Annotated in this window: 17 protein-coding genes; 12 read left to right on the top strand and 5 right to left on the bottom strand. The window is 39.0% G+C overall.

Going from position 1 to position 21375, the window contains the following annotated elements:
• Positions 1 to 4 precede the first annotated feature (4 nt).
• Complete coding sequence (locus H9565_RS01835) at positions 5 to 2260, bottom strand: T9SS type B sorting domain-containing protein (RefSeq protein ID WP_215436773.1); 2256 nt, start codon at positions 2258 to 2260, stop codon at positions 5 to 7.
• A 221-nt stretch (positions 2261 to 2481) separates the two neighbouring features.
• Between H9565_RS01835 and H9565_RS01830 the strand changes: the two genes are divergently transcribed.
• The 4 genes from H9565_RS01830 to H9565_RS01815 all read left to right on the top strand — a co-directional run bounded on the left by H9565_RS01830 (position 2482) and on the right by H9565_RS01815 (position 5466).
• Entirely contained in the window at positions 2482 to 4164 is a 1683-nt protein-coding gene (locus tag H9565_RS01830; protein WP_215436770.1) for a glutamine--tRNA ligase/YqeY domain fusion protein, read from the top strand.
• A 406-nt stretch (positions 4165 to 4570) separates the two neighbouring features.
• The gene (locus H9565_RS01825; protein WP_215436767.1) at positions 4571 to 4900 is read left to right on the top strand and encodes a YtxH domain-containing protein; all 330 of its coding nucleotides are present in this window, start codon (positions 4571 to 4573) and stop codon (positions 4898 to 4900) included.
• A gap of 3 nt (positions 4901 to 4903) precedes the next feature.
• Positions 4904 to 5254, top strand: a complete 351-nt coding sequence (locus tag H9565_RS01820; protein WP_215436764.1) for a hypothetical protein — start codon at positions 4904 to 4906, stop codon at positions 5252 to 5254.
• Positions 5251 to 5466, top strand: coding sequence for a DUF6327 family protein (locus H9565_RS01815; protein WP_215436761.1), 216 nt, complete (start codon positions 5251 to 5253; stop codon positions 5464 to 5466). The genes H9565_RS01820 and H9565_RS01815 overlap by 4 nt, the downstream gene beginning before the upstream one ends.
• A gap of 73 nt (positions 5467 to 5539) precedes the next feature.
• Here the strand turns inward: H9565_RS01815 and H9565_RS01810 are convergent, their stop codons facing one another.
• Positions 5540 to 6469, bottom strand: coding sequence for an SPFH domain-containing protein (locus tag H9565_RS01810; protein ID WP_215436759.1), 930 nt, complete (start codon positions 6467 to 6469; stop codon positions 5540 to 5542).
• Positions 6470 to 6616: 147 nt separating this feature from the next.
• Positions 6617 to 8125 (bottom strand): glutamate--tRNA ligase, encoded by a 1509-nt coding sequence (gltX, locus tag H9565_RS01805; RefSeq protein WP_215436756.1) that lies wholly within the window; start codon positions 8123 to 8125, stop codon positions 6617 to 6619.
• A 132-nt stretch (positions 8126 to 8257) separates the two neighbouring features.
• Between gltX and H9565_RS01800 the strand changes: the two genes are divergently transcribed.
• The 6 genes from H9565_RS01800 to H9565_RS01775 all read left to right on the top strand — a co-directional run bounded on the left by H9565_RS01800 (position 8258) and on the right by H9565_RS01775 (position 16575).
• Positions 8258 to 11704, top strand: a complete 3447-nt coding sequence (locus H9565_RS01800) for a DUF4175 family protein (protein WP_215436752.1) — start codon at positions 8258 to 8260, stop codon at positions 11702 to 11704.
• On the top strand, positions 11697 to 12116 hold the full coding sequence (gene ybeY, locus H9565_RS01795) for an rRNA maturation RNase YbeY (protein ID WP_215436749.1): 420 nt from the start codon (positions 11697 to 11699) through the stop codon (positions 12114 to 12116). Before H9565_RS01800 ends, ybeY begins: the two co-directional genes overlap by 8 nt.
• A gap of 72 nt (positions 12117 to 12188) precedes the next feature.
• Entirely contained in the window at positions 12189 to 14057 is a 1869-nt protein-coding gene (gene mnmG, locus H9565_RS01790) for a tRNA uridine-5-carboxymethylaminomethyl(34) synthesis enzyme MnmG (RefSeq protein WP_215436746.1), read from the top strand.
• Positions 14058 to 14327: 270 nt separating this feature from the next.
• On the top strand, positions 14328 to 14882 hold the full coding sequence (locus H9565_RS01785; RefSeq protein ID WP_215436743.1) for a hypothetical protein: 555 nt from the start codon (positions 14328 to 14330) through the stop codon (positions 14880 to 14882).
• Entirely contained in the window at positions 14860 to 15690 is an 831-nt protein-coding gene (locus tag H9565_RS01780) for a class I SAM-dependent methyltransferase (RefSeq protein ID WP_215436741.1), read from the top strand. Before H9565_RS01785 ends, H9565_RS01780 begins: the two co-directional genes overlap by 23 nt.
• 378 nt (positions 15691 to 16068) lie before the next feature.
• Positions 16069 to 16575 (top strand): OmpH family outer membrane protein, encoded by a 507-nt coding sequence (locus tag H9565_RS01775; protein ID WP_215436739.1) that lies wholly within the window; start codon positions 16069 to 16071, stop codon positions 16573 to 16575.
• Positions 16576 to 16635: 60 nt separating this feature from the next.
• Here the strand turns inward: H9565_RS01775 and H9565_RS01770 are convergent, their stop codons facing one another.
• Both H9565_RS01770 and H9565_RS01765 read right to left on the bottom strand, forming a co-directional pair.
• Complete coding sequence (locus tag H9565_RS01770) at positions 16636 to 17034, bottom strand: DoxX family protein (protein ID WP_215436737.1); 399 nt, start codon at positions 17032 to 17034, stop codon at positions 16636 to 16638.
• A gap of 61 nt (positions 17035 to 17095) precedes the next feature.
• Positions 17096 to 18247, bottom strand: a complete 1152-nt coding sequence (locus H9565_RS01765; RefSeq protein WP_215436735.1) for a DNA polymerase III subunit — start codon at positions 18245 to 18247, stop codon at positions 17096 to 17098.
• Positions 18248 to 18389: 142 nt separating this feature from the next.
• On the opposite strand from H9565_RS01765, the gene H9565_RS01760 reads away from it, so the two are divergent.
• Together H9565_RS01760 and H9565_RS01755 are read left to right on the top strand one after the other, a co-directional pair.
• Positions 18390 to 19580, top strand: a complete 1191-nt coding sequence (locus tag H9565_RS01760; RefSeq protein WP_215436732.1) for a phosphoglycerate kinase — start codon at positions 18390 to 18392, stop codon at positions 19578 to 19580.
• 147 nt (positions 19581 to 19727) lie between these two features.
• Entirely contained in the window at positions 19728 to 21371 is a 1644-nt protein-coding gene (locus H9565_RS01755; protein ID WP_246560208.1) for a LysM peptidoglycan-binding domain-containing protein, read from the top strand.
• Positions 21372 to 21375 lie beyond the last annotated feature (4 nt).

Below are 21375 nucleotides of genomic sequence, written 5' to 3'. Positions count from 1 at the left end.
TTGGTTATCTGATAACAGTTACGGTACCTTGTTTCAATGTCTCACTAGCATTTTTAATTACATAGTAGAATACCATGTTTTGCTTGGCGAAACTCATTGAAGACTCGGGCCAGTTGTTTTGGTAATTAGTTGAATTGAGGACTTCTACACCTTTTGCGTTATATATGATGACACGTACATCGGACTTATTTGAGTACGAGTTAGGGATGATCCACTGATCATTGGCCCCATCACCATTAGGCGTTATAACGTTAGGTATATTAAATAGATCTAAATAGGTTACTGTTATAGGTTTGCTTATTTCACAGTTGTCAATATTTGCTATTAACAAGTAGTTACCCTCTGTGGTAAAAGTGGCGGATGAAGAGCCGCTTATTTCAATATTGTTAGCATCTAACCATCTGTAGGCGGTACCTCCACTTGCGTTTACCGTTTTGGAACTTCCTTCTGGAAATATCACATCGCCATCTATATCCAAAGTGATTAAGTCTGGATCTAATGGTGTAATGTTAATCTCATTAGATATTTGTGAACAGCTGCCTTTTCTAACTACCAATCGGTAAGTTCCTTCTTGAGTAATGGACAATGACGCATCTGATGAGTTTATGGCTTCACCGTTGCGTTCCCAATCAAAAGTTTCAGAAGATAAGTCTGTTGTAGTAGATAGGGTAATAACATCGGAAGAACTACAATATACGGTGCTCGTACTACTAATAGTTAAGGCCTCACTGGCAAGTTGTACCGCTAAGGTATTTGATGTCGCGTTCATACCACCCAAGTCAGTTTCTACAGTGTAGTTTCCGTTTTCGTTACTGTCCGTTAAGCTTATGGATTGTGATGTTTCAGATGCTATGTCAATACCATCTTTTTGCCATTGGTAGGTAAATGATGAAGCTACGTCTGCGGTTACATCTACTTCTGAACCATCAGCTAGGACGGCATAAATTTTATCCGTTGTTAAAGCTATGCTAGTACTGCTACATGACTCATAGGATGTGGCATAGGCTATTTCGGTTCTAAAAGCTGTAGGAGCAACAACTTCTGTGTTTTCTGAATTTATGGTTGTTGAAGAGCATGTGCCTCCCGTTTGGGTAATGGCTGCATGGTAAGTTCCTGCTTGGCTAACGGTTAAGGAAGCGTTATTGGAACTTGGTATTGGCGTACCATTTCTGAACCATTCATAAGTTGGAGCATTGGCATCTGTTGTAACACTCAAGGTTTGGGTTTGCGATGGAAGCACTACAAGATTGGCATTGTTATTTCTTGTAACCGTAAATGCACCGGCGTTACTCATAGCAACAGCGGCAGAAGTTTCTGTACAAATGCCTGTTCCTCTAACTTCAACAGTATAGTCTCCTGTAAACGAAGGGTCATTGGTATCTATAGTATAGGTAAAACCACCTGCTTGAGACGCCTGTACTTCGGTACCATCTTTATACCATGTATATATATAACTACCATCTTGAACATTTGCTTCTAATGGAGCAACGGTATCTCCGGCACATACAGATGTAGTTGCCGGTGGATTAATGGTAATACCAGTACTGGTACCGGAGTTAACAATAATATGGTTAGATTCTGTATTGGCAGAACCTGTACAATCTCCGTAATCTATAAATACAAAATATTCTCCGGCTCCATCTGTTAGGATAGTGGGTCCGGTTTCGGAAAGTAATGTCCCACTTCTATACCAAGAATACTGATAGGTATTTAATTCTCCAGCCGGCACGTTGTCTACGCTAAGCGTAATTTGCGTGCCACCACAAGCCTGTACACTTCCCGGGGTTGTTCCATCTCCATTTGGACTCATGTGCAAGTTGGTATCAAACCCTAAATAATACATGGAATACCCAGCTGATTCTGGACTTGTTGATGCTGGACTTGTACTTCGTACACGCATCTTGTAGTTGGCTCCCCTAGTATCCGTAGGAAGGCTAAAACTCGTTGTAAATTCTGTATTGCTATTTTGATCGGTTACAGTAGATAGTTCTAACGGAGTAGCGAAAGAACCGCTTGCATTAGATAATTCAAGAATGAACTGATTATCAGAATTTGCTGCACCGGCCCATTCTATGGTAACAAAAAACTCGTTAAAACCACTATCGGCACAAGCTCTTGGCCATGTGTTGGTCCCAGATAAATTTGGGTTGTCTGCGGGAACCGGGGCTTCCAATGCAATTTGTGCAGAAATCTGTGTGGTGAGCAGCATTAGAAATGCGGCCAAAATTGTTTGCGGAATGTTAATTCTTTTCTGTCTCATAAGTAGGCGTAGTTTTGGGTTTACTACAGGTTTCAATGTCAGATTTGGGTTTTGACATAGAGAATACAATAACAAATATGGCATATAATACACGCGTGGGGAATTTAATGTTGTAGCAAGGGATATAATTGTTGTGAAACGCAGGTATTTGTATGAATGGAAATAGAAAGATGCCTGATTACGGCATTTTATGTACCTTTGTGGCTCTAAAAAAGAACTCTATGAGCGAGGCAGTAGAAGCGTTGAATTTCATTGAACATATTGTTGAAGAAGACCTAAAAAACGGCTATTCAACGCAAGATTTGCGTTTTCGTTTTCCACCGGAGCCAAACGGCTATTTGCATATTGGCCATGCAAGTTCTATTTGCTTGAATTTTGGGTTGGGATTACGGTACAATGCGCCTGTAAATTTGAGGTTTGATGATACGAATCCGGCCAAGGAAGAACAGGAGTATGTAGATGCTATTAAACGAGATGTGGAATGGTTAGGATTTAAATGGGATACCGAAAGGTATGCTTCTGATTATTTCCAGCAATTGTATGATTGGGCCGTTGAATTGATAAAACAGGGGAAAGCGTATGTAGACGAGCAGTCTTCTGAGGCTATGGCGGAACAAAAAGGTACGCCAACACAGCCAGGAACCAATAGTCCGTTTAGAGATCGGAGCATAGAAGAGAATCTAGCTATTTTTCAGAAAATGAAAGATGGTGAATTTGAAGAGGGTACACATGTACTTAGGGCTAAGATTGATATGTCCTCTTCTAATATGTTAATGAGGGATCCAATAATGTACCGAGTGTTACATAAAGCGCATCACAGAACAAATACCGATTGGTGTATTTATCCGATGTACGACTGGACCCATGGTGAAAGTGATTATATAGAACAAGTATCGCATTCCTTCTGTACATTGGAATTTGCTATGCACAGGGAATTGTATGACTGGTTTCTGGACCAAGTGATAGACCCTAAAAAATTACGGCCTAAGCAACGTGAGTTCGCCCGTCGTAATTTGAGCCATACGGTTGTTAGTAAGCGTAAGCTGTTGCAGTTGGTTGAGCAGAATGTAGTAACTGGGTGGGATGACCCTAGGATGAGTACCTTATCAGGGTTGCGAAGACGCGGTTATACCCCAGAATCTATCCGAAACTTTGCCGATACAATTGGTATTGCAAAAAGGGATAACCTTATTGATGTTTCTCTTCTTGAGTTTCATGTTCGAGAACATCTTAATAAAATCGCCCCACGTGTTATGGGAGTACTTGACCCGGTTAAAGTGGTGATAACAAATTATCCTGAAGGACAAGTAGAGTGGTTGGAGACAGAGAATAATCCCGAGGATGCATCGGCGGGTACACGTCAGATTCCATTTTCTAGGGAAATATATATAGAAAAAGATGACTTTAAGGAGGCAGCCAATCGTAAATTCTTCCGTTTAAAATTAGGAGGAGAGGTCAGGCTGAAATCAGGTTATATCATTAAAGCAGAGAGCTGCACAAAAGATACTGATGGGAATATTACTGAGATTCAGTGCACCTATGATCTTAAGAGTAAGAGTGGTAGTGGCACCGAGGAAAGCTTGCGTAAGGTAAAGGGAACCTTGCACTGGGTATCTCTAAACCATGCGCTAAAGGCAGAAGTGCGGTTGTATGACCGTTTGTTTACGGACGAAAGTCCGGATACACATAAGGATAAGGATTTTATGGAATTCATTAATCCAGATTCGTTAAAAGTGATTACAGGATTTTTGGAGCCTAGTTTAGTGGACGCTAAACCTGGAGACCGAGTTCAGTTTCAACGTTTGGGTTATTTCTGCGTTGACCCAGATTCCACCTCAGAGAAATTAGTTTTTAATAAAACGGTTGGCTTAAGAGATACTTGGGCAAAACTTCAGAGTAAATAGATTTTAATTTTCTTATAATTCAGAGCTCCTTTATAGCATCACGTTATAGAGGAGTTTTTTTATTGTTTTTTCTCAGATTATTAGGTATAAATTTTATTTATCGAAATTATTTGTAGTATAGATTTGATATATTAAAATCGACTTTCTTAGGTCGTTTTTCCTGTTAAATTAGTTTTCCGCCGATAAACATATCCACTCTGGCCGACTTCATCCCTCAAACGCTCTTAAAATCGCTAAATGGCTCATAAATTGATTTAAACGTCAATTTTTGATTTTATTGAGGTAATGTCACTTAAAGACTTGGCCTAACTTGCATGATATAGACAGAGGAGTTGTTTTTAACTTAAAATAAGTAATGACTTCTCATTATAATTTTAGTCAAGTATTAATTTAAAAAATAGAGATTATGTCAAATGATAGTGGAAATGTTTTGTTGGCCGTTCTTACCGGAGCAATTATTGGAGTAGGGGCTGGCATATTGTACGCACCTGATAAAGGTGAAAAAACAAGAAAGAAGATTAAGAAAAATGCGTTGAAGACCAAAGATGATATAACGCATAGAATTTCCCAAGCTACAGAAGAGCTAACCAAAACGGCCGAGGAGAAAAAAGTAGACTTTGAGCAGAAGCTTGAAAATACCATTTCCAATATGAGCTATAAAGCCGATGATATTATCATGAGCTTGGAGAACAAATTGGCCGAATTGAAAAAGAAAAATGCCCAATTACAAAAATAGCATATGGCTTTTGACGAACTAAAAGAAAGCATTTCAGAGGCCGAAGCTAGCGCTAAGTCCTATATAGAGAGTAGTAGGGAGTTTTATAAGCTAAAGGCTTTTAAAATGCTTATGAAAGGTATTACAGGCTTTGCTCAGGCAGCGTTTATAGCTATTGCAGTTGTACTTGCGCTTTTGTTTTTGTCTGTTTCTGCTGGCTTTTTTATAGGAGCGGAACTTGAAAATACAGCCTTAGGATTTTTAATCGTAGGGGGCTTTTATATCCTGGTGGGTATTTTAGTGTTTGTTTTCCGCCGTTCGTTGGTCAAGCCTTTAATGGCGCGTTTTTCCGAACTTTATTTTGAAGAGATATGATACCGAAAAAATATACATCGTTCGAACAGATAGACCAAGACCTAAAGATTTTGAAGCTACAACAGGATATAGAGCGAGAGAATCTTAAAATGCAGGTTCAGATTACCAAGAATAGTCTGTACCCAACACATTTATTGGGTGGCTTTAGTGGTATTTTACAGAAATTGACGCTTTCTATGGTTGCCAAGAAGTTGCTTAAAAAGTTTAATTAGAGCATAAAATATATGAAATGAGCCTCCGGTACACAGTTCCGGAGGCTCATTTTGTTTAAATATGTTTTGGTATTTACTCGTTCTTTTTTTCTTTCTGCGTCTTCTTCATAGATTCCCCGATCATATTGCTTGCGGTAAAGGATGCTACCATATTGTTCAGCATATCACTACCTGCCTGTGGGGAATTTGGTAAGAGAATAAGGTTGGTATTGGTTTCCTCACCAATAGACTGTAGCGTATCATAATGCTGTGTAACCACGATAAGGGCAGAGGCCTCCTGTGAATTGATGCCTACTTTGTTCAGCACTTCAACGGATTCTTCCAATCCACGAGCTATTTCCCTTCTTTGGTCTGCAATACCTTGCCCTTGTAATCGCTTGCTCTCTGCTTCGGCCTTGGCCTTTTCTACAATAAGAATACGTGCTGCATCACCCTCAAACTGGGCAGCTATTTTTTCTCTTTCTGAAGCATTAATACGGTTCATGGCCTCTTTTACTTGAGCATCCGGGTCAATATCCGTTACCAAAGTTTTTATAATATCATAACCATAATCCAACATAGCGTCTTGTAACTCGGACTTAACTGCAATAGCAATATCATCTTTCTTTACGAAGACGTCATCTAGTTTCATTTTTGGAACTTCTGCACGTACAACATCAAATACATAGGAAGTAATCTGCTCATGGGGATACTCAAGTTTATAAAAAGCATCGTACACTTTTTCCCTAATCACCACATACTGCACGGATACTTTTAGCTTTACGAATACATCGTCTAAGGTTTTGGTTTCGATAATTACATCTAATTGCTGAATTTTAAGGCTAATTCTTGCCGCAATACGCTGTACATAGGGGATTTTGAACTGAATTCCCGATTGTCGTACACTGGTAAACTTTCCAAATGTCTCGATAAGAACAGCGGTTTGTTGCTTTACGATAAAAACGCCCGATAGAATAGTGGCGATAACAAAGAATAGAATTGGTATCCAAATAAAACTGCCCATGATTTTGATTTTTTAGTTAATGGAATGAATTTACAAAACACTTTATAGATATGTAGTAATTTTCTTGTGTTTGTTACATACCAAAAAAAGGAGCAGAGATTGGGGTTACCCAATTACTGCTCCTTTTACTATGTTAATGAATAGCTTTTAAGCTAAACTGGAAATCGCTTTTTGAATACGGTGAATACTATCTTCTTTACCGATCATAGCCATAATATCAAATAAATGTGGTCCTTTCATATCTCCAACAATGACCAAACGTAATGGGGGCATTACCTTTCCAAAAGATAATTCCTGTTCGCCAATCCACGATTTTACAGTAGTTTCCACAGCTTCCGAGGAAAAGTTAGATATACCTTCTAGCACGGATACCAATCTGTTTAAAATTTCCGGTGTATCATCTTTCCATTGTTTTTTAACAGCCTTTTCAGCATAGGTAGTAGGGGCCTGGAAGAAATAGTCTGACAAATCCCAAAAATCGGAAACGAATACTGCTCTTTCCTTGATTAAACCAACGACCTTTTCCAGATAGTCTTCGGATTGATCACCTACGGATACCGATTTCGATTCTAGTATTTCGGCATATAGTCCTGCCAATTCTTTATTAGTCTTAGTTTGTAAATACTGCTGATTGTACCATTTGGTCTTATCTGGGTCAAAACGTGCTCCGGACTTGTTTACACGCTCTAAACTAAAGGTATCAACAAGTTCTTCAAGACTAAAAATTTCTTGTTCCGTACCAGGGTTCCATCCTAATAAAGCTAAAAAGTTAACTACGGCATCAGAGAAGTAACCAGCTTCTTTATATCCTACGGATTCGTTCCAAGTAAGTGGAAATACAGGAAAGCCCATTTTTTCACCATCCCGTTTGCTGAGTTTACCTTTTCCTACTGGTTTCATAATCAGCGGCAAGTGAGCAAATTCAGGAGCTTGCCATTCAAAAGCATCGTACAATTGTTGGTGCAAGGCCAATGAGGGCAACCATTCCTCACCACGTATAACATGGGTAATTTCCATTAAATGGTCATCTACAATATTTGCAAGGTGGTAGGTAGGCATACCATCACTTTTATACAGAACTTTGTCATCCAATACATTCGTATCTATCTCAATAGTACCACGAACCCTGTCTTTTAGCTGCAATTTTTCATCAGGTGGGGTTAAAAACCGGACTACATAATCTTCGCCGGCGTCCAAGCGCTTTTGAACTTCTTCGGGCATTAACGAGAGTGAATTGTCCAGTTTTAGGCGATTATGCCAATTATAAATGAATGTTTTTCCTTTTGCTTCATGGTCTTTACGGTGAGCATCAAGCTTTTCTGCTGTGTCAAAAGCGTAATAAGCCTTTCCTTTAGTTATAAGCTCTTCAGCATATTGCTTGTATAAATGCTTGCGCTCGCTTTGTCTGTATGGGCCAAAATCTCCTTTTAAACCTGGACCTTCGTCAAAAGTAAGTCCGCACCAGTTAAGTGCATCAATAATATATTGTTCAGCGCCTTCTACATAACGGTTTTGGTCAGTATCTTCTATCCTTAAAATAAAATCACCGCCGTGTTTTTTGGCGAATAGATAGTTGAATAGGGCAGTGCGAACACCACCAATATGCAATGGCCCTGTAGGGCTAGGTGCAAAACGTACGCGTACTCTTTGGCTCATGGCTAAAATATTTATCCGGCAAAGGTATAAAAAGCACCCTAGCTCCCCAAGGTATACTGACCAAACCGCTCATATCTTCCTGAGGATCGGCATCTGAGTGCTGGGGTCGTTTTTTCCTTATCTTTACATTCTATGGAAGGTTACCAGATCATACTCCGGAAGCTTAATAGCTTCGTTAAAAAGTACTACACCAAAATGCTCATTAAAGGTATTATTCTTTTTTTGGCGTTTGGGTTGCTGTTCTTTTTTGCAGTACTTGGTGTGGAATACCTCCTGTGGCTCAATTCTACGGGTCGTTTAGTGCTTTTGTTAAGTTTCGTATGTATTGAGCTGTGGTTGTTGTTCAAATACATTCTCACGCCCTTATTTTATCTTTTTAAGTTGAAACAGGGCATGAACAATAGGCAGGCCTCTGTATTGATCGGGAAACATTTCCCTGAAGTAGGAGATAAGCTATACAATTTGATAGACCTTGGTGAAGATAAAAACCAATCGGAATTATTATTAGCGAGTATTGAACAACGTAGCAGGAATATGAGGGTTGTTCCGTTTACAAAAGCGGTTGATTTTAGGGAAAACTTGAAATATGTAAAGTATTTGGCAATTCCTGCTGTGATTGTTTTGGTGATTTGGGTTTCGGGAAACCTTAAGCCTTTCTTTGGCTCTGCTGATCGTGTAGTTAATTATAGGCTTGCTTATGAACCACCGGCTCCGTTCTCATTTCTTTTAAATACTACGGATTTAGAGGTTCTAGATTCAGAGGAATTTACCATCGAAGTCCGCACGGAGGGTGAGGTAAAACCAGAATCCGTTTCTATTGTTATTGATGGAAAACAATCTATTTTACAGGAAGATAACGGTCGGTACCGTTATACGTTTACGCCTCCTTTAACTAGTGTTGATTTTCACTTTTTGGCAAATGAGGTGCGTTCAAGGGCGTATACGTTAAATGTGCTCAGGACACCCGTTATTCAGGATTTTGAGATGAAATTGGATTATCCCAATTATACGGGCAGAGCGTCGGAAACATTAAAAAGTACCGGAAATGCGGTATTTCCTGAAGGAACTAAGGTAACTTGGTCTATAGATGGGGAGAATACGGAGGTTATACGTTTAATCACCAAGGATACCGTTCAGAATTTTTCTACTAGCAAAGGTTTGTTTTCTCTTAATAAACGTGTTTATAGGGATATGGAGTATGAAGTCTCGACTTCTAATAAAAACGTAACCGATTATGAAAAATTAAGTTATGAGTTTAAGGTCATAAGAGATGCTTTTCCAGCGATTAAAGTAAAGCAGGTTCTTGATTCGTTAAATCCTAACGTCGCCTATTATGCCGGAGAAGCTTCGGATGACTATAAACTGAGTAGTATAAAATTGATTTGTTATGCGGATGATAACCCTGAAGACAAACAAATTATACCGTTAAGTACACCTCAGAGCAATTTTGACCAGTTCTATTATACTTTTCCTTCCGGCCTAGAGATACAGGCCGATAATAAATATAGCTTCTACTTTGAAGCGGTTGATAATGATGCTATTCACAACGGTAAATCTACTAAGAGTCAAGTGTATTCATTGGCTTTGTTGGATGAAAACCAATTGCGAAATAAGGAGTTGGAATCCCAGCAATCTTTAATCAATAATCTGGATAGGTCTTTGGAGAAGTTCAAGGAACAAAAGGAAGATTTAAAGGAAATCAATGAAGGTCAAAAGGAAAAAAATCAATTGAGCTTTACGGACCAGAACCAGGTCAAGGATTTTTTGAAACGTCAGCAAGAGCAGGAAAGCCAGATGGAAAAGTTCAGTAAGGAGCTTAAGGAAAACTTGAATAAGTTGGATAGTGATGATAAGTTGAATAAACTGCTTCAAGAACGGCTAGAACGTCAGGAGTTAGAGGCAAAAAAGAACGAGAAACTGCTTGAAGAACTTAATAAAGTTGCGGATAAAATCAATAAGGAGGAGCTTTCAAAGCGTTTGGAGGAGTTAGGAAAGAAGCAAAAGAATAGTGAACGTAACCTTGAGCAGTTGTTGGAACTGACTAAAAGATACTATGTTACGGAGAAGGTTGACCAACTTGCGAGGGATTTGCAAAAGCTAGCTGAAGAGCAGGAAAAGGCTTCGGAAAAGTTGGATGCGTCAAATAAGGAAGAGGAGCAAAAGGAACTTAATAAAGCTTTTGACGAGCTTCAAAAGGAGCTGGATGAATTGCAAAAGGACAACGAAAAGCTTAAAAAGCCGCTTGATTTGGACCGCAACAAGGAAAAGGAGGGTGAGGTTAAAAAAGACCAAGAGGAGGCGTTAGAAGAGCTTAAAGAGGAGAAATCGGAAGGTTCTGACGCGAAGGATAAGCAAGAATCTTCGGAAAAGGCATCAAAAAAACAAAAGTCGGCAGCTCAGAAAATGAAAGAAATGAGTGAGCAATTGAGCTCATCATCCGCTGGTGCTGGCGGAGAATCAACCATTACCGAGGATGCTGAAATGCTACGGCAAATACTGGATAATTTGATTACTTTCTCGTTTAAACAAGAAGTATTGTATGATAATTTAGAAGATGTGGATGCGGATAGTCCACAGTTCTCAAGTGCCATTCATAAGCAGCAGGAGTTGCGCGAACTTTTTGAGCATGTAGATGATAGTCTTTTTGCACTTTCCTTACGACGTGCTGAGCTTTCGGAATTTGTTAATGAGCAAATTACCGAGGTATATTACAATGTGGATAAAACCTTGGAAAGCATTGCAGAGAATCAAATATACCAAGGTGTATCTTATCAGAAGTATGTGCTAAACGCGTCTAACAGTTTAGCAGATTTCTTGGCAAATATTTTGGACAATATGGAGCAAAGTATGATGTCTGGTAAAGGTGAGGGTGAAGGCGAAGGATTTCAACTTCCGGACATTATCAAAGGACAGCAAGAGTTGAAGGAGAAAATGGATGGTATGGGGAAACCTGGTGAGGGCAAACCTAGTGAAGGAGATGGCCAAGGAAAGGAAGGTAAAGGTTCCGAGCAAGGAAAAGAACAAGGTGAGGATGGTCAGGGCAAAAAACCTGGTCAAGGCGAGTCAGGTAAAGGTGAAAAGGGTGATGGTAAAGATGGACAAGGAGAAGGTGGTAAGCAGGGCTCAGAATCTGGTCAGGGTAACGGTCAACCTTCGGAATCTGAATTGCAGGAAATATATGAGATATATAAAGAGCAGCAAAGATTACGTGGAGAGTTGGAACGGCAGCTTAAGGATATGATGAATGCTGGCGATAAAAAACTTGCTCAAAAGCTAATCAAACAAATGGAAGATTTTGAGAATGACCTTTTGGAAAATGGTATTACACAGCGTAGCAAGTCTAGAATGAATAACATACAGTATGAAATGCTCAAGCTTGAGAATGCCGCTTTAAAGCAGGGTAAAAAACCTGAACGTGAGAGTAATACAAATATCAATCAGTTTCAAAATCCTATTACTACTAAACCCTCATTATTAGAGAATTATCGTAATGAAATTGAGATTTTAAATCGACAAAGCTTACCTTTGCGCGAAAATTTCCAAAACAGGGTTAAAGAATACTTTAAAAGCGATGATTGAATTTCATTATAAAACCAATTTTTCTTTGGATAATGAACAGAAATATGCCGATTGGTTGAAAGCTGTTATTTCATCTGAAGATGGCATTTTGAGCCAAGTGGATTATGTTTTTTGCTCTGATGATGAGGTTTTGGAAATGAACGAAAAATATCTAAATCACGATACGTATACGGATATTTTAACGTTTGATTATACAGAAGGAAAGGTTATTGCCGGGGATATTTTTATCTCTGTAGATAGAGTTAAAGATAATGCCGATCAATTATCCGTTTCTTTTGAGGAAGAGATGCTACGGGTAATGGCGCATGGCGTCTTGCATTTGTTTGGATATAAGGACAAGTCCAAGGAGGAAGTGCTCTTAATGCGTAGTAAAGAGAATGAAAAAATTGAATTGTTCCACGTGGAACAATAAAAGTTTCAAATTGCTGTTGCGCAATTTGGGCGGATAAAATTATCAAATAATCACATTTATTTAGGAGAAGAGATGTTTGCAGAGGAATATGATGTTATAGTTGTAGGTGGTGGTCATGCGGGTGCGGAAGCTGCTGCTGCTGCTGGAAATATGGGTTCCAAAACGCTTTTGGTAACCATGAATTTACAAACCATAGGGCAAATGTCCTGTAATCCTGCTATGGGCGGTATTGCAAAAGGACAAATTGTGCGTGAGATTGATGCGCTTGGTGGAATGAGCGGAATAATCACGGATAAGTCTGCCATTCAGTTTAAAATGTTGAATAAGTCAAAAGGTCCTGCTATGTGGAGTCCGCGTGCGCAGAATGACCGTATGCGTTTTGCTGAGGAATGGCGCTTAGCTTTAGAGAATATACCGAATGTAGATTTTTATCAAGAAATGGTTAGCGGTCTCCTCGTGGAGAACGGAAAAGCTGTTGGTGTAAAGAGTTCTTTAGGAATTGATATTCGTTCTAAATCCGTAATTCTAACGAACGGTACTTTTCTAAATGGACTTATCCATATTGGAGAAAAGCAGTTTGGAGGAGGTAGGGCAGGAGAGAAAGCGGCAACAGGAATTACCGAGCAATTGTTAGATTTTGGCTTTGTTAGCGGTCGTATGAAAACGGGAACACCACCTAGAGTTGATGGTCGTTCTTTGGATTATTCGGTTATGATTCCTCAACCAGGTGATGCAATTCCTGAGAAGTTTTCTTATTTGCAGACGCCAATTTTACAGAACCAACGGGACTGTTTCATGACGCACACCAGCGAAATGGTTCATGATGTATTGCGGGAAGGCTTTGACCGTTCTCCTATGTTCAATGGTAGGATAAAGAGTGTTGGTCCACGTTATTGTCCTTCTATAGAAGATAAGATTAATCGATTTGCGGATAAGAATAGCCACCAAATTTTTGTAGAACCAGAAGGTTGGGATACGGTAGAAGTTTACGTAAATGGATTCTCAACATCGCTTCCGGAGGATGTCCAGTTTAAAGCACTACGGTCCGTAAAAGGGTTTGAGAATGTAAAGTTCTTTAGACCTGGATACGCTATAGAGTATGATTATTTTCCGCCTACACAATTGAAGCATACACTAGAAACCAAGCTTGTGGAGAACCTGTATTTTGCAGGTCAAATTAATGGTACAACCGGCTATGAAGAAGCTGCATCTCAAGGTTTAATGGCAGGTATAAACGCACACCTAAAGATTAAGGAAAATGAAGAATTTATACTTCAAAGAGACGAAGCATACATTGGTGTATTGATAGATGATTTGATTACGAAGGGTACGGAAGAGCCGTATAGAATGTTTACTTCCAGAGCGGAATATAGAACTTTATTGCGTCAGGATAATGCGGATTTAAGACTTACACCGAAAGGTTTTGACATAGGTTTGGCTAAAAAAGAGCGCTTGATTAGGATGGAAGAGAAGGAGTTAAAATCTGATTCTTTTGTCAATTTCTTTAGGGAAACTAGTGTAAAGCCGGAAGAGATAAATCCAATTTTGGATAGTATAAATTCATCCTTGGTGAAGCAATCTGATAAGATGTTCAAGGTGTTTTCCCGCCCAAAAGTAACCATGGACCACATGCTTCAATTGGAGATGGTTTCTGGTTTTGTGGAGGAAAATAATTTAGATAGAGAGGTGTTGGAACAGACCGAAATCCAGGTTAAATATTCGGGGTATATTGAAAAGGAAAAGAACAATGCGGATAAGTTATTGCGGCTTGAGAATGTGAAAATCCCAGCTAATTTTGACTATTCAAAGCTGAAGTCTTTATCCTTTGAAGCTCGTGAAAAATTGAACAGTATACAGCCAGTAACCATTGCTCAGGCCGCTAGGGTTAGTGGCGTGAATCCTTCGGATATTAGTGTGTTGTTGGTGTATTTAGGAAGGTAATTTAGGCAAGGTTCCACGTGGAACATATAGAGTTTCCACGCCATTTGTGTTGTAAAAATAACGTGGTTCCCGTGCCTACACTAGTGCGTAAGGCACTAGCTGGTAAAGCGATATTGAAAAAACAAGGGTTTCTTGCTCGGTCCCGAGAATAGGGGTTTGCAAGAAATCCTTTTCTTTTTTATGTCAATATAGAACGGTATGCGTCTCATGATATTGTTTTTGGGCTCAGTTTTTGTTGAGCTATTTTTTCAATCTAAACGGACTTTGAAAATGAGACATATTCTTTCAATTTTGTGCTTGGTCTTAATCATACAATCTTGTGTTCCCATCCGAGTTGCACCTGCTATTCGTGACTATAAATTAAAGAAAGGAAAGAAGTTTAAAAGAAGTCTTTCTAAACGCACCATGTTTATTTTTGAAGACCCCAAAGATGCCAACCATTTTTACAATTATGTAAATACAAAGTTTCAGTTGGGCGATGAAAATGTATATGACGATGTACCTTTTTTAATTGATGACGAATATTACTTTTTTGCTTTTTACGAGGTTGACATACCTACCAAAATTTTGAATCTAGCACCTGCTATTTTTAGTGCAACTTTGAATGCCGCATTAGATAGTGAAGATGATTTAGACGATGTTGGAGGAGAGGATATTTTAAGAACGGATAATTGGTATATTGCCATTGAGGTGTATAGTGATAAAGAAAAAGATTGTCTTCATGAAGATTCGTTTTCTAGAGAGCCAGTTTTAAATTATCTTCGAACTCTCAAAAAAGAATACCTGACCACGCACAACTATAATGAAACCATTTTTAAAAACTAAAGACTTCTCGATTTCCGGCGAAGACTTTGAATTACTTTTGGATGAAGAGTTGGAAATGTTGGTGACCAAACCGCAACCCAAAAATCTTCAAAAATACTACGAAAGTGATGCATACATTTCACATACGGATTCCTCTAAATCTGCCATTGATAAAATGTATCAATTGGTCAAAAGGTTTAGTTTGGTCCAGAAAGTTCTTTTGATAAATAAATATGCAAAGGGCAAAAAAACCTTATTGGATTTTGGGGCCGGAACAGGAGATTTTTTGCTGGAAGCGGAAAAATGGAAATGGTCTGTTAAAGGGGTAGAGCCAAACCATGATGCCCGGATGCGATCCCGAGAAAAGAAAATGGAGCTGCATTCTAACATTGAAGCATTCCCCCAAACAAAATTCCAGGTAATTACGCTTTGGCACGTTTTGGAACATTTACCAAATCTAGATGAACAGATAAAAATTATATTGGATCATTTAGAAGGGGAGGGCACCTTGATTGTAGCGGTACCCAATTATAAATCTTACGACGCGGAACATTACAAAGAGTTTTGGGCAGCTTATGATGTGCCAAGACACCTTTGGCATTTTTCAAAAGGAGCTATTGAAAAGGTGTTTTCCAAACACGGAATGAAACTCGTAAAAATAAAACCTATGTGGTTTGATGCTTTTTATGTTTCCATGCTTTCCGAAAAATATAAAACAGGCAGGCAAAATTTTATACAAGCGTTCTGTGTTGGTTTGTGGTCAAATTTTCGTGCAGTTTTTAATGGACGCCCCTCTTCAGTAATATATATTCTAAAAAGGGAGTTATAGTAGACCATTTTTGCTCTAAAATCAATTTTTAGCGGTTTTAAGGCTTTTTCTGAGCAAATGCCTTATCCGTGTATTCTTTCTCAAAAATCTATCAATTGGCGCCTTTTCTGGAGGCTGTTTTTAATAACTATCACTTATTGTATTAGATTCTTTGCATAAGTATTTTCTATGTGACGTATTTTACTAAAATACATGGAATCCGTAACATTATTTTTTTGATTCCCTACCACTTCGTTCAGATTTAGAAATTAGTTAACAACAATTAGAAAAGCTTTTCTATTTTTGCGCAGCTTGGAAAATAGATTGTGATAATTTTGGCAGTCAAAGTTTTCAAAATAGGATAACGAAAATAAAAAGCAGATTAAAATAAACTGAATTATGAAAAATGTAGTAGTGGTATTTTTAATGTTGGTAGCAGTTTCTTGTCAACAGGAAAAAATTGGGTTTGTAGACAACGTAAAGTTGATGGAGGAGTACCAAGAAAAAATAGATGTTGAGGCTAGCTTTAAAGTAAAGGCAGACGCACTTACCAAAAAAAGAGATAGTATTTCACAAGCATTTCAAATGGAGGCTCAAGCTTTTCAGGCAAAGGCTCAAAAAATGTCTCAAGCAAAAGCTCAGGAAGAATATGGTGCTATGCAACAAAAAGGACAAATGATAGGTCAGCAACTGCAACAAGAAGACCAGCAGCTTCAGTTATTGGGCCAGACAGAAATGGATAGTATCATTAGCAAAGTAAAAAAAGAGGTTAAGGCTTATGGTAAAGCAAACGGTTATTCTTACATCCTTGGTGGAGGAGATGGCGGTAGTGTATTATACGGATCGGATGCTAATGATTTAACTGACGAAATCGTAAAGCTATTGAACGATAAGTACAAGAAGTAATTGCTGCTCAACGTTCTTATATTAAAAGGCGTTCACAGACCTTATCTGTGGACGCCTTTTTTATTTTTGTAACATATATACTAGAAAGATGGCAGGCATGAAGTAAACCGCTATGGTTTTAGCTCCTTCATAGTCTTTGGCCATACGCTGGCCAAACATGAGCATGAGCAAGGAGGCGCAGGAAAGGATACTGCCATAGAGTGCAATGGTGCTTTCTCCTACAATCAAAATTTGATAAAGCCCTACGGCACATAAAATACCGGCAGCCATTTCCACTAACACTAATGTAAGTAAAAGAAAGGGCACCAAACTTGCCAAGGGCGTATCGGTAAAATGCTCCGTTAACCAATTAAGATTTCCTTTCCAATCGAACACTTTATCAATGCTACTCTGAACGAAAACAATGATTAAAAAAATTAGAATTAGGATTTCGGTTGCCGAGTTGAGAAAGGTGTCCATGTCTTGCGGATTTAGGGTTGGTTGCTATTAAGTTAGCAAAAAAACCCCATTATGACACAGATCATGCCGCTTTTCTATGCAACAAGCGTGTTAGTTTTATGGATAGATCTGTAAGAACAATCTTTGAATTTCCGTTTCTTTCAATATGATATATGGCATCCTCCAACTCCTCAACAATAGTTAGAATATTGTTCTCGTGAACGAAAGGGGCAAACTTATCCAGGCTAAAACCATCTGCATGTATGCGCATAAAAGCAAGGTCCTTGATATTAAAATTAATAAGCATGGCCTGGCGCATTACCGCAATGCAATAATGTAGAAATTTCTTTTGGGTTTCGCGGCCGGTCTTTGCCACTTCATCACTCCACATAATCAAGTCCTGAATAGCACTTTTGTTGCCCTTGGCCTTAAAAGCGCTCCGTACCCATTGTACGAACCATTTTTCAAAGATCAGATCTTCCGAATCTTCGTTCATTAAATCCAGGGCCTTGTTGAAATTGCCATTGGCCTCGTGGGCAATTCTCAATGCTTCCTCGCGTAGCGCTCCTTTTTGTACAAGGGCATTGGCCATAACCTCTTCTGCAAGTGGAGGGAAATGTAATACTTGACACCTAGAACGAATAGTCTGTATGATCTGTTCCTCGTCTTCGGTAATAAGAATAAAGACGGTTTTATTTGGCGGTTCTTCAATGAGTTTTAAAAGCTTGTTGGCGGCGGCCGTGTTCATTTTTTCGGCCATCCAGATTAGCATCACTTTATATCCGCCTTCGTATGATTTTAACACCAGTTTTTTGACCACGTCCTGCGCCTCATCCACACCGATCTGACCTTGTTTTTTCTCAATACCAATCAAACGGTACCAATCAAACAAATTGCCGTAAGGTTGTTCTTTAACAAACTGACGCCATTCTTGCATGTAGTGATTGCTCACGGCATGGCTTTTTACTTTATCCGAATTGGAAACGGGAAAGGCAAAGTGCATATCCGGATGTGAGAGTCCTTCAAACTTAAGGTTGCAACTTTGGTTGGTTCCGGTATTTTCTCCATCACTATTACCACAAATAATATATTGCGCATAAGCAATAGCCATGGGAAGTGTTCCTGAACCTTCCGGACCAACAAATAGTTGTGCATGCGGAATTCTACCTGCATTGGCACTGGTGGCCAAATGGTTCTTAATGTGCGATAGCCCTAAAATATCTTTGAACAACATGGGGCCAAAGATAACTTTTTTAATAGATACGATCTAACCGTACCAACATCATAAATATGGTTAATATCTACAGTCTATTGGTTTTGGACTACCAGTCTAACTTCCTTTTTATTACATTTGCGGCTCTCTAAAACCGCATAACATGAAAACTGTAAACGACTTTAATTTTGAAAATAAGAAAGCTCTCATTCGCGTTGATTTCAACGTTCCTTTGGACGAGAACTTTAACGTAACGGACGCTAACCGTATAGAAGCGGCCAAACCAACTATTATAAAAGTACTTGAAGATGGTGGTAGTGCTGTTCTAATGAGCCATTTGGGAAGACCAAAAGGACAAAAGAATCCGGATTTATCTTTGCAACATATTGCCAATAAGGTTTCTGAAGTTATTGGTGTAACCGTAAAGTTTGTGTCTGATTGTGTTGGGGATGTTGCCGAAAAAGCGGTTGCGGAACTTCAGCCCGGTGAAATCTTGTTGTTAGAAAACCTTAGGTTCCATGCCGAAGAAGAAAAAGGGGATGAAGGCTTTGCCGAAAAACTATCAAAGTTAGGTGATATCTATATTAACGATGCCTTTGGTACAGCGCACAGAGCTCATGCATCAACTACTATAGTGGCAAAGTTCTTTAAGGACACCAAGTGTTTTGGATTTTTATTGGCCAAAGAAATTGAAGCTATTGACAAGGTAATGCAAACTGGAGAGAAACCGGTTTTGGCAATTTTAGGAGGAGCAAAAGTATCTTCAAAGATTACTATTATTGAAAATATTTTAGACAAGGTAGACCACTTGATTATTGGTGGAGGTATGACCTATACCTTTGTGAAAGCACAGGGCGGTCAAGTAGGTGATTCTATTTGTGAGGATGATAAGATGGACTTGGCCATGGAAATCTTGAAACAAGCTAAAGAAAAGAATGTTAAGGTACATATTCCTGTAGATGTTATTGCAGCAGATGATTTTTCTAATGACGCCAACACACAAATAGTAGACGTAACCAAAATTCCTGACGGATGGCAAGGTTTGGATGCCGGACCAAAAACACTTGAAATCTTTAAAGAGGTTATTCTGGAATCAAAGACTATTCTATGGAACGGACCAATAGGTGTTTTTGAAATGGGAAGCTTTGCAAAAGGAACCATTGCTTTGGGTAACTATATAGATGAGGCTACTAGAGGTGGTGCTTTTTCACTTGTTGGAGGAGGTGATTCCGTTGCGGCTGTTAAACAGTTCGGTTTTGATGATAAGGTAAGTTATGTTTCTACAGGTGGTGGAGCAATGTTGGAAAGCCTTGAGGGCAAAAGCCTACCAGGTATCGCTGCAATAATCGGTTAATAAAGGCGTTATCGATAAACGGTGTACAACGTTAAATTGTATAAAAATTTTATTTTTTCAGAAAAAAGTACGATTTTAGGAGGGTTACAGTGCACTGTAACCCTTTTATTAACTAAAGCAATTGGCACCGCTATATATGCAGTTTAAATGATAAAAAACAAAAGACGTTTTTTCATAGTTCTATCAAGCCTTGTTTTGGCATTGCCACTTATGGCGCAAGAACAAGAGCAGGATTCCGTTGCCCAGTCGCCAAACCCAATAAATGAAGTTGCTGGCGATACGTTGGCTATGGATATGAAAGGTATTGAGCAAATGGAAGAAATGGCCCTTGATAGTACAACTATTAACGATAGCCCCATTAGTCTCAAAAAAGATAGTCTAGACCTGTCTTTTCGGCTTCAAGATTTGCCCGAAGCCGCTAAATATGATAGTCTTTGGATGAAAGAGCTTTATGCAAACGCAGCGCTTTCCGATGAGATGTTTCGTGAGGTAGAAAATTTGGATTATGATAAGACCTACCCTACTTCACTTCCTACGGATACACTTAAGGCCCGTTTGGAAAAACTAAATCAAAAAACACCTTTTAACATCGCTTACAACCCTTCTTTGGAGAACGTAATCAAATCGTTTCTTTTTAGAAAAAGGGATTTAATGGAGCGCATGTTAACGGTAAGTCAGTTCTATTTTCCGCTGTTCGAGCAAGAATTGGACAACCATAACATTCCCCTAGAAATGAAATATCTTTCTATTGTGGAGTCTGCGTTAAACCCTAGAGCACGTTCGCGTGTGGGTGCTACGGGTCTATGGCAGTTCATGTACGGCACTGGTAAGCAGTACAAATTGGATGTTTCAAGTTATGTAGATGACCGTAGCGATCCTATAAAGGCAACTACTGCAGCTTGTCAATTTCTTTCAAAACTGTATGATATTTATGGTGATTGGGATTTGGCCTTGGCGGCCTATAATTCCGGTCCGGGTAATGTAAACAAAGCCATTAGAAGATCTGGTGGGCAAAAGAACTATTGGAATCTTCGTCGTTATTTGCCTAGGGAAACTGCAGGTTATGTTCCTGCATTTTTTGCTACGATGTACCTTTTTGAATATGCAGAGGAACACGGATTAAAAGGTCAGAAAATAGAAAGGGCCTATTTTGAGACCGATACCATTCATGTAAAAAGTATAATTACGTTTGATCAAATTTCTGAATTGACCGGCGTGGGAAAAGATGAATTAAAGGTCTTGAATCCATCTTATAAATTAGATGTAATTCCATTTGTTGAAGGAAAAAACCATGCTTTACGATTGCCAAAGTACGCTATGGGCGGTTTTGTGCATAATGAGGAAGCTATCTATGCCCACATTAAAAAGGAAATGGAAAGTAAAGAAAGCCCGTTGCCGCAAATGGTAAAGGAGGCAGAGCAGAACAGAATTCGTTATAAAGTGCGTAGTGGAGATTTTCTAGGTAAAATTGCAGAACGTTACGGAGTTGGTGTAAGCCAAATAAAGCAATGGAACGGGTTGCGCAGCAATAACCTTAGAATAGGACAAAGACTTACCATTTTTCCTAGAAGAATGCCAAGCGCGGCAGTGGCTTCTACAAAAACAACTGCTGCTCCAAAAAGTTTTCCTCCTGGGACAAAGACCCACACCGTGCGAAGTGGAGACTCACTTTGGACCATTTCAAAAAAATATCCAGGAATTTCTGTTGAAAATTTACGACAATGGAACGGTATTAGTGGTAAGAATCTAAAACCGGGCACAAAATTAAAATTGTGCGAATGTTCATCGTAAACCT

Source organism: Zobellia russellii (genome assembly GCF_018728565.1).
Lineage (GTDB): Bacteria > Bacteroidota > Bacteroidia > Flavobacteriales > Flavobacteriaceae > Zobellia > Zobellia russellii.
Note: the sequence above shows the minus strand (reverse complement) of the source record. Positions and strands in the feature narration are given on the sequence as shown.

Bases quoted from the DNA above. Each gene is read 5' to 3' on its own strand.
- H9565_RS01835 (WP_215436773.1), bottom strand. From the start codon at position 2,260: ATGAGACAGAAAAGAATTAACATTCCGCAAACAATTTTGGCCGCATTT.
- H9565_RS01830 (WP_215436770.1), top strand. From the start codon at position 2,482: ATGAGCGAGGCAGTAGAAGCGTTGAATTTCATTGAACATATTGTTGAA.
- H9565_RS01825 (WP_215436767.1), top strand. From the start codon at position 4,571: ATGTCAAATGATAGTGGAAATGTTTTGTTGGCCGTTCTTACCGGAGCA.
- H9565_RS01820 (WP_215436764.1), top strand. From the start codon at position 4,904: ATGGCTTTTGACGAACTAAAAGAAAGCATTTCAGAGGCCGAAGCTAGC.
- H9565_RS01815 (WP_215436761.1), top strand. From the start codon at position 5,251: ATGATACCGAAAAAATATACATCGTTCGAACAGATAGACCAAGACCTA.
- H9565_RS01810 (WP_215436759.1), bottom strand. From the start codon at position 6,469: ATGGGCAGTTTTATTTGGATACCAATTCTATTCTTTGTTATCGCCACT.
- gltX (WP_215436756.1), bottom strand. From the start codon at position 8,125: ATGAGCCAAAGAGTACGCGTACGTTTTGCACCTAGCCCTACAGGGCCA.
- H9565_RS01800 (WP_215436752.1), top strand. From the start codon at position 8,258: ATGGAAGGTTACCAGATCATACTCCGGAAGCTTAATAGCTTCGTTAAA.
- ybeY (WP_215436749.1), top strand. From the start codon at position 11,697: ATGATTGAATTTCATTATAAAACCAATTTTTCTTTGGATAATGAACAG.
- mnmG (WP_215436746.1), top strand. From the start codon at position 12,189: ATGTTTGCAGAGGAATATGATGTTATAGTTGTAGGTGGTGGTCATGCG.
- H9565_RS01785 (WP_215436743.1), top strand. From the start codon at position 14,328: ATGAGACATATTCTTTCAATTTTGTGCTTGGTCTTAATCATACAATCT.
- H9565_RS01780 (WP_215436741.1), top strand. From the start codon at position 14,860: ATGAAACCATTTTTAAAAACTAAAGACTTCTCGATTTCCGGCGAAGAC.
- H9565_RS01775 (WP_215436739.1), top strand. From the start codon at position 16,069: ATGAAAAATGTAGTAGTGGTATTTTTAATGTTGGTAGCAGTTTCTTGT.
- H9565_RS01770 (WP_215436737.1), bottom strand. From the start codon at position 17,034: ATGGACACCTTTCTCAACTCGGCAACCGAAATCCTAATTCTAATTTTT.
- H9565_RS01765 (WP_215436735.1), bottom strand. From the start codon at position 18,247: ATGTTGTTCAAAGATATTTTAGGGCTATCGCACATTAAGAACCATTTG.
- H9565_RS01760 (WP_215436732.1), top strand. From the start codon at position 18,390: ATGAAAACTGTAAACGACTTTAATTTTGAAAATAAGAAAGCTCTCATT.
- H9565_RS01755 (WP_246560208.1), top strand. From the start codon at position 19,728: ATGATAAAAAACAAAAGACGTTTTTTCATAGTTCTATCAAGCCTTGTT.